Origin of the sequence: Pedobacter sp. JY14-1 (assembly GCF_029269825.1) — a bacterium.
Classification (GTDB): domain Bacteria; phylum Bacteroidota; class Bacteroidia; order Sphingobacteriales; family Sphingobacteriaceae; genus Pedobacter.
In genome coordinates this window covers 73,817-89,102 of the sequence record NZ_JARJHU010000001.1, presented here as the reverse complement: position 1 = coordinate 89,102, position 15,286 = coordinate 73,817, and the positions used below count along the sequence as shown (strand labels likewise).

Annotated in this window: 10 protein-coding genes; 8 read left to right on the top strand and 2 right to left on the bottom strand. The window is 46.0% G+C overall.

The window, feature by feature from the left end:
* Positions 1 to 3: 3 nt before the first annotated feature.
* The 3 genes from P2W84_RS00355 to P2W84_RS00345 all read left to right on the top strand — a co-directional run bounded on the left by P2W84_RS00355 (position 4) and on the right by P2W84_RS00345 (position 10,781).
* Positions 4 to 4,746 carry a hypothetical protein gene (locus P2W84_RS00355; protein WP_276088104.1) on the top strand — a complete coding sequence of 1,581 codons (4,743 nt, stop codon included), beginning with the start codon at positions 4 to 6 and terminating at the stop codon, positions 4,744 to 4,746.
* Complete coding sequence (locus tag P2W84_RS00350; RefSeq protein WP_276088103.1) at positions 4,747 to 8,916, top strand: hypothetical protein; 4,170 nt, start codon at positions 4,747 to 4,749, stop codon at positions 8,914 to 8,916.
* Positions 8,917 to 9,107: 191 nt separating this feature from the next.
* Entirely contained in the window at positions 9,108 to 10,781 is a 1,674-nt protein-coding gene (locus P2W84_RS00345; protein ID WP_276088102.1) for a PAS domain-containing sensor histidine kinase, read from the top strand.
* Between the two features lie 21 nt (positions 10,782 to 10,802).
* Here the strand turns inward: P2W84_RS00345 and P2W84_RS00340 are convergent, their stop codons facing one another.
* On the bottom strand, positions 10,803 to 11,225 hold the full coding sequence (locus tag P2W84_RS00340) for a hypothetical protein (RefSeq protein WP_276088101.1): 423 nt from the start codon (positions 11,223 to 11,225) through the stop codon (positions 10,803 to 10,805).
* Between the two features lie 224 nt (positions 11,226 to 11,449).
* Between P2W84_RS00340 and P2W84_RS00335 the strand changes: the two genes are divergently transcribed.
* The 4 genes from P2W84_RS00335 (at position 11,450) to P2W84_RS00320 (ending at position 13,792) form a co-directional block, all read left to right on the top strand.
* Positions 11,450 to 12,094, top strand: coding sequence for a flavin reductase (locus tag P2W84_RS00335; RefSeq protein WP_276088100.1), 645 nt, complete (start codon positions 11,450 to 11,452; stop codon positions 12,092 to 12,094).
* Between the two features lie 6 nt (positions 12,095 to 12,100).
* Positions 12,101 to 13,183: an oxygenase MpaB family protein gene (locus tag P2W84_RS00330; protein ID WP_276088099.1), complete on the top strand. Its 1,083-nt coding sequence runs from the start codon at positions 12,101 to 12,103 to the stop codon at positions 13,181 to 13,183.
* A gap of 70 nt (positions 13,184 to 13,253) precedes the next feature.
* Positions 13,254 to 13,424, top strand: coding sequence for a DUF3606 domain-containing protein (locus P2W84_RS00325; RefSeq protein WP_276088098.1), 171 nt, complete (start codon positions 13,254 to 13,256; stop codon positions 13,422 to 13,424).
* 5 nt (positions 13,425 to 13,429) lie between these two features.
* Complete coding sequence (locus P2W84_RS00320; RefSeq protein ID WP_276088097.1) at positions 13,430 to 13,792, top strand: nuclear transport factor 2 family protein; 363 nt, start codon at positions 13,430 to 13,432, stop codon at positions 13,790 to 13,792.
* 196 nt (positions 13,793 to 13,988) lie between these two features.
* On the opposite strand, the gene P2W84_RS00315 is transcribed toward P2W84_RS00320, so the two are convergent.
* Complete coding sequence (locus P2W84_RS00315; protein WP_276088096.1) at positions 13,989 to 14,588, bottom strand: TlpA disulfide reductase family protein; 600 nt, start codon at positions 14,586 to 14,588, stop codon at positions 13,989 to 13,991.
* 224 nt (positions 14,589 to 14,812) lie between these two features.
* On the opposite strand from P2W84_RS00315, the gene P2W84_RS00310 reads away from it, so the two are divergent.
* Complete coding sequence (locus tag P2W84_RS00310; protein ID WP_276088095.1) at positions 14,813 to 15,193, top strand: DoxX family protein; 381 nt, start codon at positions 14,813 to 14,815, stop codon at positions 15,191 to 15,193.
* Positions 15,194 to 15,286: the final 93 nt, after the last annotated feature.

The following is a 15,286-nucleotide window of genomic DNA, read 5'->3' as shown; positions in this document are numbered from 1 at the left end:
GCGATGTTAGCTAGAAGGGATTTTATCAAGACCTTGACCACAGCCAGCATAACTTATGGCTTGGGGAGCGATCCCTTTGTCAGGGGACTGGCGGATTATTTTGGGATTGATCTGCCGGCTGCGCTGGTTTTTGACCACGCTTTTGATGTACAGCGACCCCAAGACCATGTATTCCTGCGTTTTTACCTGGTAAATATGCGGCCCTATAAACGTCAATTGGTACGTATCCAGGCGGGTGAGAAGAAATTTATGGTAGTGCGTTTGCCACAGATGCATGTTGCCCAGCAGATATTCGATTACAGTGATTCTCCGCAAACCGCTCCTCCGTTGAACGAGTTTGCCAGGTCTTTTGTCGGAGAGTTCTCACCGCTGACGTTCAGGGTGCCCGATGATTATGATCCCGAGTATAGTGCCGAAGGACTGCTGGACTGGTCAAGGCTGCAGCTTTGCAGTTTTACCGACCTGCTGAATCCTGATGCCATGCCGATTTCTTTTTCCCGCAGGAGCCACGATCAGCAGCTCAGTTTTGACCCAGCGCTGAATGTGAACCGCCCGGAACGGTTTGTGCCGCTTACTTATTTTGAAGCACCTTATAAAATGAAGCTGGCGCCCATTCCCGGCAGCCTCCGGCCGCTGCCTGACGCGACCTACCAGTTTAAAATGACCGGAGATAACAGGACCAGGACCATTTTCAGCTCAGGCGGGGGAAAAGATGCTTTCGGCTTATTCAGGATCTGGGAGAATGATCTTCAATTGCAGGAAAGCAGCATTTCCAAAGGGATACATCATTATCCGCCGAACTTTAAAGTGATCGCCTACGATGAAAGTACAGACAAGGACGAAAGCGGTAAAGAGGTCGTGTTGCAGCCAAATGCCGACGACCGTAAAAAAATTGCCAGACTGACCAACCTTAAAGAATCCGACAGGGATGTATTGAGCAGCCGCTTCAGGATCTCAGGCTTTGGGGCAACCATGGACCTGAAGTACAAAAATGACAATCACCGGAATACCTTTCTGACGGGCTGGACACAGGACACGGTATATGGACAGGACAATTATTCTACGATAACCATAAGAGGGATAGATGTACGTACCGGGTTGAAACTGGAGCTCATCCGGATCAGTGAGCGCAGGGTGGAAGCGGGAATGAGTTTTATGCTCCGAAGATATTACTTCAGTTATATTGAACGCGAAAAGATATTCGCTGACCCGGTATTGTTCAATAACATCTGGTGCAAGTCTATTCGTGCGCTGGATACAGGTGCTTATTACAAACCTCAGCCTTTGACCCCCGACGGTTCAGCCAAGGGTTTTATTCCTTACACCGAAACCCTGGACAGGATGATCAGGATGCCGTATGTGGCTACGGATCAGCAGGGCAATGAGATCGTTTTTACAGAAGGCATCGATCTGATGATCATCCGGGAGGAGGATTTTAAGCAGGATCTGGTGCTGAACGCATTGAAGGTTTATGACCAGGAGTATTTATCAAAGCCCGTAAGACACCTGGAGCACCTGATCAGGCTGGGAAGTGTAAAAATTTGCTTTGCTCCACCCCGTATGATGGAGAACGGCAATTTTTCGGAGAACACCGTACTTGAAACGCAGGATTGCCAGTTTTACAGCATGTACGGCGGAGAGTACAATTCGGCCAATCCGATTATTCCGCAACTCAAATTCGCTTCGGTTTATATCCCGCAACTGGAAGGGGTGGAATCCGTTCCTAAAGCGAGGAAGGTGGCATATGCGGCCAGTTATTTCAAACATGGTTTTGGTGACCTGAACCCTGCACGGATATTTTTACAAACCTTGTCGGATCAGGTGGTCAACACTCCAGTTGACGGCTACCTGGCCAAGGTCGCAGCACAGGATTTCAGGGAATCTGTTTTAAAAAGCAGCGCCGCGGTAAGCAATGTATTTACGGAGAATTATAAGAATATCGGCGGGATGATCAACCCCGATATCCGGATCGACAACCTGGCGGATGTGGAGCACGCTTTGCTGATGACTGAAGCTGAAAACCAAAAAAACGGTGCTGTTGCGGAAATCCAATCGGCGCGTCCGGAGGATTTATTGAGGGGCTTGAACGTGGAGATTTTCGGGGCGATCAATCTGTTGCGGTTGTTCAAGGAGGTCGTGCCTCTGGATGACATGCCTGCCATGAAGCTAGTGAATGATGCGGAGGCGGCACTTAAGACCATTGACCAGTACCGGGCGGAATACATGGCGGTGGTCAATCAGGTGAATCAGCTGGTCTCCGGAATTGCACTGATGCAAGAGCAGTTGAAAAGCCTGGCTTCGGGATACCGGGAAATCGAAGGTATGGTGACCAAATACCTGGAGCTGTTAAAGTCTGGTGTCCGGTTGCAGGTGACCATGGATTCGGGTGCCGGGCTTGGAAAGTTCCAAATATCTGTGGGAAACGCAGTGGTGCTTTCACATCCACCGTTTCCAAAGCCATTAACCGATTTTTTAGGAGATTTTCAGACCGGGGTTGCCCATATGATGGCCGCCAGTCAGATTCCTGCGGCATTCGCGAGATTGATAACGGTTGGCGCGACAGATAAACTTATTGAATTTCAGTATACGATTAAGATTAACCTGGAGTCTTACCTTGACCGGGAATTCAAACTTGTGCTTGCCAGGCTGCCTGCTCTGGGGGATTTAAAGGAGGCTGAAAAGCTGGTTGTGGGTGAGTATTTTAATCAGGCCCTTTCTCAGTTACGGACCCTTAAAGAGTTCCGGCTTCCGGATGAACTGCTCAAAGGTATAAGTGATCTGGATAGTACGGCTTCCGGGATCAGGTTTCTGGTAAAAAAGGACGGTTTTTGGGTGTATCTCGTGGAAGATGATATGGCAGGCTGGGAAGAACTGCTACATCAATATCAGGATAGGTTGGCAGCACAGTACCCGGTATTCTTCGAAATGTGCCAGAAGGCGATGGCAGAAGTTCTCCCTTACAGCAAACAGTATGTCATGCGCGCTAAAACCGCGGCAGATGAAGGTGTAGAGCGGATTCAATCTTTAATTGCCAATAATGTACAAAAAGAACTGGATGCTTTGCAACCTTACATCAAGCTTGAGCAGAGCTTTCAGCATCATGTACAGTTGTACCAGGAATATTTCAGGATGTACCGGAAGGCACTCCGCTTCCAGGAATTAAAGTACATCAACATACCAGATGGTGCCTTGCAAGCCCTGGGCACAGCGCTGTCAAAGGGGCAGGCCGACCTTAAAAGGGATTTGCTTTCAGACCTGGAAGCGATAAAGTCTGATTTGAAACAAACGGGCGCAGATGCAGCGGTATCTGCACTTGACAGGCTGATTACTAAGCTCAGGGGGCTAGACTCACTGGTTTCTGAGGGAGTGGATGCTGCCTTTGCCGAACTGCAGGAACTGATTCTGAAGAAGAAGGCCGTTTTATTCCAGTTTCTGGATGCAAAAGCCCAGCAGTTGCGCAACAGATTGAATGAACAGGAGAAACTTCTGAGCGAGAAACGACTCATGGTCCAGAATTTCTTCAAAACCAAGCTAAGGGAGATAGAGGATAAGTTTCAGCAGGCTAAGGACCGCCTGGCGATTGCGGTAGGTTTAAGCGAGGCAGAATACAATGCGGCCAAGTCGAATTACGAGCTCGCTAAAGAAGCGCTGGATAAAATCAGGGCAGCCACCAAGCGGGAAATCAGGTATAACTGGAAGACCGAAGCCCTGGAGGAACGGAACTTCGGACTGGTCAGCTTCAGCAAAAATGAAACCAGGGCGCCAAGGCTGGAACTGGATGTGACTGCCAGGATGGAATACGAATTTGCTTATCCGCCAAGGTTATCAAAAACGGAACTGCTCACCTCCAGTAAACTAACGGATTTTACACTTACTTTTTTTAATATCCTTTCGGTTTCGTTTGATGAGGTCAGCTTTACGGCGGGGACCGGACGTAAGGAGAAATTTGATGTCCGAATCAGTAATGTTGGCTTTAACGGTGCGCTGGATTTCGTAGAGGTTTTTCAGGAATATCTTCAAACGCTGGATAAGGGGCTGAGCCTTGAATTTGACGCCAGTGGTGTTTCGCTGAGCTATGGTATCAGTATCCCCGATATCACCGGCGGAACTTTCAATTTTGCTTTTGCCAGGCTGATGATGGGTGTTAAACTGCCCTTTGTACCGGGTACTCCGATGTCCTTTATTTTCGGCTTCAACAGTCCGGGAGACATGTTCCTGGTTTCCGCTGGAATCTTTGGCGGAAGGGGATGTTTTCAGATCGGTATTGACCCCAAACGGGGTATCGTATTTATTTTACTGGTGCTGGAGTTCGGTGGAGTATTGTTGTTGAATATCGGTGTGGCAAGAGGAATGGTTTACCTTTTTGCCGGTCTGTATTTCCGCAAGGATAACGATAAAATTGAACTACGGGGATACCTGGTGTGCGGCGGTGAGTTGAATATCTTAAGGCTGGTTTCGGCTTCGGTGGTATTCAACATGGGACTCAGGGGCGATGGAAATTACGCTGAGGGTTTCTGCACGGTCTATTATAAGATCAGGATCAGCTTTTTGATCACCATCAAGGTCGGACTGAATTTATATAAACGTATTTATGGTTCCCAGAAAGATGGCGGGAACCGCAATAAAATAGGCTTTGACGGAGCAGCTCCCTTGCTGAAAGGTGAGGAAAATACGGTGGATCCTACTGAATTCGATATGTCTGAGAAAGACTGGCAAAAATTCTTTAAAACAATTAAACACATTTAAATGGCAGCTCTAAAACATATTGTTTCTGTAGTTCCCAACGGGCTTTTCCGAACCGGAGCGGATCAGATTGGTTTGAAATTCTCCATGGTACTGGGTATTGCGCAGGAATCTGATAAGGATATCGTGTCCTTAAATACTACTGAGCTGACCAGTACATTCAGGAGTTTATTTTCCGAGCTTAAGCAGAAGAAGACGTTGGCGCTTGAATTTGATCAAGTGAAATTAGGAGCGGTTGATTTATCTGCAATGAAAGCGGCAGACAGTCTTATGGCGAAATGGGAGCAGTTGCTGTCAGGTCATGATTTTATACTCAGGAAGAATCATCCTCTGGACCCGGTATTTGACCGGAAAATGTCTGATTTCTATGAAGAAGATATTTACAGACCGGCGACTGACGGGTTAGCTTTACACCCATTAAAGGCAATTGACCTTTCTGTGGGCTCATCCAAACTGGACACCAAAACAAAGCGCATTGAATATTTCGACCGTAATAACACTGTATACCGCGAACGGGTGTTACGCGCTGAAAAACGTTATGATCTGATCGATTATTCGGGTAAGTTAACCAATAAGAAGATAAAGGATAAGCAATCCAATCCGGCACCAAATCCGCCTATGGATTTGCGGGACGTGGTCCATCACCTGCTGCAGCATCCTTCAAAGGCCAGGGAATATGGGCTGATCACTGACTTTGTGATACAGATCTCGGAAAGTGATGCCCAGGCGATGGCGCTGTATTTTCCGCACAGCGGTGCGGCAACCGAAGCTGTTCCGACAAGGGAAGGTATACTTCAGCTCAGCGGATTAGAAGCGGATAAATATGAGCCTGATCCTACAACGGTGATGACTGCTTACCTGAAGGACCAGTCAAGGTATTACCACGGTCTTCCGGATTTTGGCCTGCTGTCTCTGAATGATTATGAATTCAGTTATATTGACAGGGATAAACAGTTACACAATGAAAGTAACGCTTCCGCGGCGATCCGGAAAAATCTTACGGACGGGAAGCGCTTTCTGGAGGAGCGCGAAGTGATCTCGTCTCACATACAGGGTATTTTCCTGCACCATTTGAAGGCCACGCACTCGCTGCAAAAGTTGAATTCACTGGGTATCAATATCTCTGTCCAAAAGTCAAGGTCGGGTGAAGTGCCCTGGGTTTCCTTATGCAAACGTGCGGTAATATACACGCCGGCAGATGGTAAGCCCGAAGCTCCGGTTATTGAGCAGGGCTGGATACAACCGGAACCGTTTGTAGAGGCTGGTGATAAGCACATAGGCCCTCAGAGTGTGTTTCAGTGGAAGGGGCTGAATCTTTGCCTGGCGCCATTAAAACCTAAACGTGATCAGCAGGCCGAACAGCGTAAAGATGTAAAGCAGGGCGGGTTTGTAGGAATCAATGAAAACGGAGAGCTCGAGCATTTCGCCAAAAAGAGCTTTACTTTTGAATACCAGGGTGTGGAGGACAGCGACTTGTTCCTGGAAAGAGGTTATCATTATAAGTTTATGGGGGTCTACGTGCAGTCCAATGGCTGGGCTTTGTCTACCAATGCGGTGCCTTCAAACCCTGCAGAGATCACCTATTATGACCTCGCTAAAATCGGTAAATATTCTTCCCGTAATTACCAGTTTAATTCCGGGGAGTTCAGCATGGAAACCGAACCGGTAGGTAGTCTTGAGTTTCCGAAGCCGAAAAATGATGCGGGGACTTCGGCAAACGGACAGCGTTTGGTGATGTACGAGGACAAAGCGGTTTCAAAAGAGGTTTTTCCGCCGGCGATTTCCTTTCAGCAGGGAATGTTTCTGAGTTTGTATAACAAGTCTGTGCTGCAGGCCACCGACAAGAATTATTTCAGTAAGGTAATGCCACTGATGCGCAGGAATGCGTCACCGATGCCTGCTTCTGAATCTGAAACCAGGATCAGCTATCTGGCTGATATCAGGGCAAAGCAACTGCTGGTAACTGCGGGCAACTGGTACACGGCGCAGTTTTTTAAAACAGCTTCAGGAACTGCTTCCTTCTTTGATTTTCAAACTGAAGGAGATTTTTACAGGTCCGTAAAACCTGGTAAAATTACCCTGACCAGCGACAAAAAAGTTGTTGTAGCCATTGAGCAGGCACTGGGTCTGCTAAAAATCAGGACCGGGCAAGGTTACCGATTTAAATTTAACCTGCAAGTCGGCGAAGACGTGAGCAATAAATCATCCCTGGCCGATAAGCTGAAGCTGACCAGCGTGAACAGCCTGTTGCTCACAGAAAAGCTTCCGGGGTCAGGCAAGGTGCCACTGGAAGTACTGAGTCCGGTGGCAGCTCCTGATCCACTGGTGACCGACCGGTCTGAGTATAATGCGATACGCCCGGTATCGGGCGAGTTAAAGGACCATGTATTCTTTTCGTTCTTTCTGCATCATGTGCGCCTGAGGTTGATCAAAAGGCTTCAGTTGGTTGCTTCCTATACAATTCTGGAAGATGACGGGGAAAATATCCCGGACAAGACTATCCTGGACCGGGAAGCGAAAGCCTGGAAGTCGGCAAACCCGAACGGTGCTTTGCTAAACGGGGAGTATCCGCCGTCGGTGTTTTACAACGAGCATAAGAACCTGGTTCATCCACAGGTCTACAGAAACCGTTTCGGGTTTGATTTCAAGCTGGAGGAATCCATGCTCCACGGCCTCACACAGGGGGATGTGCTTTTTGAATATAAGTTTACGCCTAAAAGTTCATTGAAAGTTGTATATGAGTCAGGTAAGACTGCACATCTTTACTTTCAAAAGGCCGCTGCCTTCAAAACAGATCTTTCGCTGGATATCGATAATGTGATCCGTGTAACTTACGTCATGGATAAAGTGTTAAGGATGGAATTGACGGTAGGTACCGCAACATATACACAGTTTGAACTGGAACTGCCGCATCAGGACCTTTCTCCGGTTCACCTGGAGGTGATGGGCAAGATCGAGCAGCTGCTGATTTCCGGACAATCCGGGAAAAGTTATATCCGTACTTACGAACCGGATGACAAGGCAGAGTTTTTTGCATTTTATCAGGAGAAGGAACAGGTAGGGTTTGCCAAGAAAATTCGTGTAGAGGCCGTAGGGTCCTTTCAGGACATTTATACCGATCTGGATCTGAACAAACAAATGAGCACCTCCGGAATACTTACGCTGAATATCCCAGGCAATGTCATTCCTGAGGTCCCGAGATTTACGCTCCATACTGTGTTGGGGAAAGACCAGACAGATACTTCCAGGACACGGTCTTCTCAATTGTACCTGGAAATCGACAGGCCGATGAAGCACGGGGACCAGCTTGCAATTATTCTTTCTGTCATTACCCGAGATGCCTCTGGAAATTTTACGTCTGCACTGGGACCAAAGACTTCTGCTGTCGGCAGGGATATTTCTACCATGGAAAGCAATATCCAGGTAGATCTGAACGGCAGGGCAGTCACCCTAAAGGATATGCTCACGCGAAGCAGCATCAAAAAGTCTTATCTGAACAAGTATATCAATGATTCCCTTACCGGGGATATACTTGTAAAGGGCGAACTTGATCCGGAAACATTTGAAATCCTGAAAGTACAACCATTTTTTGATGCGGGCAGCAACAAATGGATTGCCGTGCTCGATTTAAGCGACTCAGAAAAGATCGCAGGACATTATAATCCCTTTGTTAAAATTGTTGCCGCGCGCTTCCGCTCCAGGTCGATGGGCAATACAGGTTTAAGCAAATTGTCTCCGGCCAGGTTTATCAACCTGTACAGCAGAAGAAAGATATCCTTCTCCAGGGAAAACAGGGCGATTTCTGAAGATGGACAGAAAATGATGACGCAATTGATCAAGATCAATATCGATAATTTCGCGGTAGGTAAGAAGCATAAATCAGGAAGGTCAATGACTTCATTCATTGTGTGCGCACGAAATAAAACGGTCTCGGGAATTTTGGGAACTATTGTTCCGCTCAGGGAGCTGCAGAATGGCAATCTGAAGCAGGAGCATCACTTCATCCGTGTCAACGACCAATCGGGTTTTGTGGAATTCAAAGCGAAAACCAATATTATGGTTTCGGTATATGAATACGAGTCTTTTGAAAATTCGCTTCCGGCTGACCAGGTTACAGATTGGATCGATGAAAGTACGATGAGATTAATTTATATCGAAGAGCTCGACTTTTAAGGAGTGTTATTCTGCTTCTTGGTGCCCTGCCAGATGCTTTGCCGGTATTGGAATCGCCTCGTGAAGCGCAGTGTAACGAATTGGAAAGATATAGTATTTAAACTATAGCTTACCATATTTGTTAGAATTGACGCAGATAATTGCCGAATGGCGGATAAACTTCGCGTTTTTCTGTCTATATTCAAACTGATATGGATAAGACGACAACGACACGCCTGGATAGTATTATTTATATGTTATCGGAGTTCAGCAGGGGTAATTTCCGTATCCGCAATGTGGTAACAGAAGATGACGATCCATTAAATACGGTTATTTCTGGCTTAAATATGCTGGGGGAGGAGCTGGACAGCTATAGGCTGGAGATCGAAAACCAGCGTACTTTCCTGCATAATATTCTAAGCAGTATAGATGAGGTCATCTATGTACGGACCATAAATTTAAAAAACTTCAGTTTGAGTCCCTACTCATTTATCAGTGACCGTTCCCTTGAAATTATCGGGGTCAGTTCAGATCAATTGCGTTTAAAGCCAGATCAATGGATTAAAATTGTCCACCCTGAAGACCAGGAGCTGATTGATGACACGATATCCAGGTTTTCTGCCGGGCAGGAGACTATAGTTACCTACCGCATTTATCACGGGTTCAAAAAACAATACAGATGGATAGAAGAACGGATATCTCCGAAACTTGATGCTGAGGGGACAATTTCACATATATATGGTTCTGCACGCGATGTTACGGAGCAGTATGAAACCACACTCGAGCTCAACAGGACAGGTCAACTGTTAACCCGCCTCATTACGTCGTCTGATCAGGTCTTTTACATTGTTGCGATCGATGAGGATGATCCCTTACGAAATACTTTTACGTATCTGAGCCCCCATGTGGAATCGGTTATCGGGTATCGTGTTGAGGATGTGCGGAACGATCCACTCAGCTGGATAAAGGCCATCCATCCGGATGATGTTGAAAATGTAAAATCCGCAACCAGGGAGATGTTTAAATCTAAAAGTCCCGGCACAAGAGTATACAGAATGAAGCACAGGCGGACCGGCGAATATGTCTGGCTGGAAGATTATGTGGTACCTATACTGGATGAAAAGGGTTGGGTAAGGGAGTTTTACGCTTCTGCACGCGATATTACAGGCCGGAAAAAAGCAGAGATAGAACGGGAAAGACTGATTGACGAACTGGGTAGAAAACATGAAGAGCTGATGCAGTTCAGCCACATTGTATCGCACAATCTACGGTCTCCGGTAGCCAATATACTCGGACTTGCAGAATACCTGCACGACATTACAACGACTGGTGAACAATGTGAGACTTCTGGTTACATTTTACAGGCTGCCCAGTCGATGGATGGCGTTTTACGTGATCTGAATACTGTACTTTCAGTCCGATCGTCCATTCAGGAGAAAATGACCACATTCTCTTTCCGTGAGGTTTTAGACGCAGTTTGCGTCAGCCTGAGGAAGCAAATTGATGAAAGTGGCACTACCGTCAATGTTCACATTGACCCGCTGGCAGATCGGTTTACAAGTATAAAAAGCTATATACAGAGCGCCGTGTTTAACCTGGTCAGCAACGCCATTAAATATCGCGCTGCAAGCAGAGCGCCGATAATTAATGTAACTGTATCTCAGAATAATAGCCGAACCATCATTTCAGTCAGTGACAATGGTGAAGGGATCGATCTGGCTGCCCACGGGGAGCGTCTCTTTATGCTTTATTCCAGGCTGAACGTAAATCGGGATGGGAAAGGGCTTGGACTGTATATGACCAAAACACAGATAGAAATGTTGAACGGTAAGATCGAAGTGGAAAGCGAAAAAGGGAAGGGCACGAAATTTATTATCACCCTCTAGCGTCCTGTTGCTGTGGTGTGCTTATCGTAAACTTTCCTTTTGCCGCAAGAGCCATTCTATAGCTTCATTATGCTCTGTAAATAACCGTGTCGGTACGGATGGTTTTGTCAGTAATAAAAAGAAATTAGCTACTGCCTTTCCCACGGAGGACTTTGTCACTATTGCAACTGCCGTGATGCTTTTTTCGGGTTCCGGACCGGCGTAGTATTCGCGCGCCTCCTTAGACATTGTTTTGACTTTGGTCAGGTCAATGAGAAATGGCCGTCTTACGTTGCCCGCTATTGCGGCAATCATCTCCGTGTTCTCTATCGCATGCGCTAATGTATGGAGTTGGTGACTGGAACCGACAGCCATTATAATTCCATTTTCATCAAGCCAGGTAAACCCGGAAGACGTTTCTAATGCATTTGGGGGAACCACTATTTCAGTTGCGACCGTTGTCATAAATTAAAGATATGAAAATTCTGGCTTTGCGGCCAGTAAGGCAGTACATGGATATTCGTTTAATAGTATATTTTTATACTAATATTTTTCATTAATTTTGTTATTTGGTTTATTATTGTGCTAAATTACTATTACTTATGTAATTTCTGATATTAATATGGTGCAAGATCTTCTGGAAAATATAGAGATTAATAACAATAATACATGGATTATGAATATGGCCAATGATAATTATTAACCATGAACGCTGCAGTCAGCTTGATAAGCAATACCGGATTAACCTGATCAACAGTCTGGTAGGTTACAGGTCGCTAAACCTGCTTGGAACGCAGTGTACAGATGGCATCACTAACCTGTGCATAGTCAGTTCGGTTTTTCACATGGGATCAAATCCAGCATTGCTTGGATTGGTGATGCGGCCAGCCCGAGCGCATAATGATACGCTTCGAAATATCGTCTCGAGTGGACAGTATACCTTGAACAATGTGTTGCCAGACTGGTACAAACAAGCTCACCAGACCAGTGCGGCCTATCCATCCGGAATATCTGAGTTCGCTATCTGTGGATTTACGGAACAATATATAGATGGATTTAAAGCACCGTTTGTAGCCGAATCATCTGTACGTATAGGCTTAGATCTCGTTGAGGTTTTAGATATTGCAGTTAATGGTACCAGCATCGTCATCGGTGAGGTCACACAGATTTTAACTGCTGATGATGTAATTACTTCAGATGGAACCCTCAATCACGTTGTGGCAGGGACCTTAACGGTAGCTGGACTGGACTCCTACTACCGAACGGCATTTCTGGAACGTTTACCTTATGCAAAGCCAGATCATGTATCAGATGGCAGCCCCAGAAAAAAGTAAGTTAAAGTGGAGGAGGAAATGTATACAAATGAATTTTTAGCCGCCAAAAGGTTAAGTGGTGATGATCCGGCTGATCAGTTTGTGGAACACGTATTTTCAAATTCTGCAAGCAAAGCCCAATTGCAGCAGTGGATGCATTCTCCGGCCCGACCAGGGTCATTAGCGGAAATGTTTCCCGGGGTAGCTATGATTCAGGAGGCGGCAGCATTGCCCGCCTGGTCAGATGCTTACTTAATGGAGCAGGGGGCTGCATTTTTTGCCAGGCATTCCGAAATGATCATGAATTTACTTGGCCTGCTTTCACTTCCTTACTGTTATACGGCGGCGAACGGCGCAATGGTGTTGCACCTATCCAACAAAATACGTAATCATACAACCCAGCGTTTATTTGATACCGCAATTTTCGTATGGCAAGTTATGTCTCCGGATGCGTTCGTTCCAACGGGAACCGGGTTTGAGGAAATCCTCAAAATACGAATAATTCACGCAACAGTGAGGTATTATACACAGCTGAGTGGCAAATGGGATTATTCCTGGGGTCTGCCGGTTAATCAGGAAGACATGGCTGGCACCAATCTTTCATTTTCGTTTATTGTTATCCGTGGATTGCGCCTTTTGGGTTTTAAAGTCAGCGCAGAGGAACAGGCTGCATTTATGCACATCTGGGCAGTTATCGGTTATTTGAGCGGGTTACACCAAGACCTGATTCCAGAAAATGCTACTCAGGCGGAGCAACTGGATACCATGATCAAAAGGCGGCAGTTTCGCATGTCGGAACACGGGCAGGAGCTTACTAAATCTCTGATTGACCATATTTTAAAGGTGAATAACAGTGCTGCATCTGCCGGTGACATTATTGGTCTGATGCGTTATTTACTTGGAGAGGAGCTATCCGGCATGCTAAACATTGGCGTTCCACGTTTGCGGCGCTATAAACTGTTTTTACTTCGGGCAACACATTACGTGAAAAGTTTCAGATCCATCGGGGATTACAGAAAGGAATACACGCTGGGATATGCCAAATTCAAAAGCCAGACGGCCAGTTTTCATACATCCAATCATCTGCTTGCTGTTCATCCGGAACCCTGATAGATTTGATGCTTTACGCTTATAAAACCAGTTGCCTGGCTTAATTGTTATTCTTTTACAATCAATTTTTATGGAAAATGCATATAAGTACGCAGATGCTGAATTCATTGATCTTGAAAACGATTATGAATTGCAGTATTGGACCAGTCAGTTAAAAGTGACCAATGATCAGCTGAAGGAGGCTGTGGAAGCGGTCGGTAATCAGATTGAATTGGTAAAGGTATATCTGAACAAAGCTTAAGGATGATGGATACAGCACAAAATAAAAAGACATTGGAATTGGCTAATGCCGCAGTGTCCAGGGGAGACCATGAAGGTTTTTTAAGCTTCTGCACGGAGGACACCAAATGGGATTTCATCGGCGATCAGGTACTGGATGGCAAGGAAGCCGTCCGGCGGTATATGGCCGAAACGTATCTGGAGCCGCCAAAGTTTGAAGTGGAACGCATGATTGCCGAAGGTGAGGTGGTTACTGCTATCGGTAAAATTAGCCTGAAGGATCAGCAGGGGGAGATGGTTGATTATTCGTATTGTGATGTGTGGACTTTCAGGGATGGAAAGATGCATGAACTGAAGGCTTTTGTAGTTCCGCTGAAATCTACATCGTGAATTTGAGTCCGCTGGTTATAGTTTGTCTTTTACTTGTTTATTGAAGCTCTGACTTTTTTCACAAATTCGACAGAGACTTCAGCAATTTCTGCGGCTTTTTCATCAGAAAAGCCTAGTTTGATCAGCAGGTTTTCAACAACGGCAGCTTTTCCGCGTGCTTAACTTGTAATGATAATGAAATAAAGGCCTAAATTAATCATTCTTTAACAAGATGCTCCAACTGTGCCATAAACTCCGGACTGTCATAGGCAGCGAAACCTTCGTGGCGGTACCTCAGCTGGCCGGTTTTGTCTAAAACGATCGTGGTGGGTAAATTGCCGCTATATATTGCGGAGGGAATGCCACCCTGGTTAAGAGCCAGGGGCAACTGGTAATTTTCGCGGTTCAGGTATTCTTCGGCGGTCTGCAGGTTGTCATCTTCATTGACGAACAGGAATATAATGCGGTCGTCGTCCTTAAAGCGGTTATACAATTTGATCATTCCCGGAAACTCGGCGCGACAGGGCGGGCACCAGGATGCCCAGAAATTAATGAAGACAACTTTTCCTTTCAGGGAAGACATGCGGATCGTCCGGCCATCTTTCAATCCCAGACTGAAGTCGACGCCCGGACCGGCTTTACGTTCCGTATCTGCCACATGGGCGTTGAACAGGCCTGTTCGAAGCAATTGCTGCATTACCCAGGCCTTTGATGCCGGGCTAAAGACCATTAAAGCGATAAATATGATAAGGATTACCGATCCCCAGTGATTTCGCAGCCACTGCCCGGCAGTTGTACGGTCATTTTTCTTTGTCATTGCTTACAAAAATAACATTTCATAAGATGCAAAGCCTGTGTGCTTAATTAGTGTGCAACGCCGAATATGTACGGGATTCGCAGCAGATAGCGTCGTAAATGCAGATATTTTTGCATTTCTAAAAAATCTTTCGGAAAATTTGTGTAGTTAAATGGCTACGTATATATTTGTAGTCAAATGACTACGCAATTAATTTAAGAAGAAACCATGATAAAAATAACGACATGAAAAAGGGAAACAAAATCATTTACTGGGTAGCGACATTATGGCTGGGACTAGGTATGGCATCAACTGGTATTGTCCAACTCATGCATATGGAGGATGAAGTAAAAAAGATGAATGCGCTTGGCTACCAGACCTACTTTCTAACCATTATCGGCATCTGGAAGATCCTCGGTATCATAGCGGTCATCATGCCTAAAACACCGCTGCTCAAAGAATGGGCTTATGCGGGATTTTTCTTTCTGATGACCGGGGCGATATTCAGTCACCTGGCACATGGCGACAGCGTTATAGAGTACTTCGGGCCAGTGCTGCTGTTGATCCTGACCATTATATCGTGGTATTTCCGGCCATCTGACCGTAAACTCGGGAAGGTGTTATGATTACCGGTCGGCCTGGAGAGAAATGAACACAACTACCCAAGAATCGGTTACATCCCCGATGGCACCATTACGGACCTTTGTTTCATTAAATCA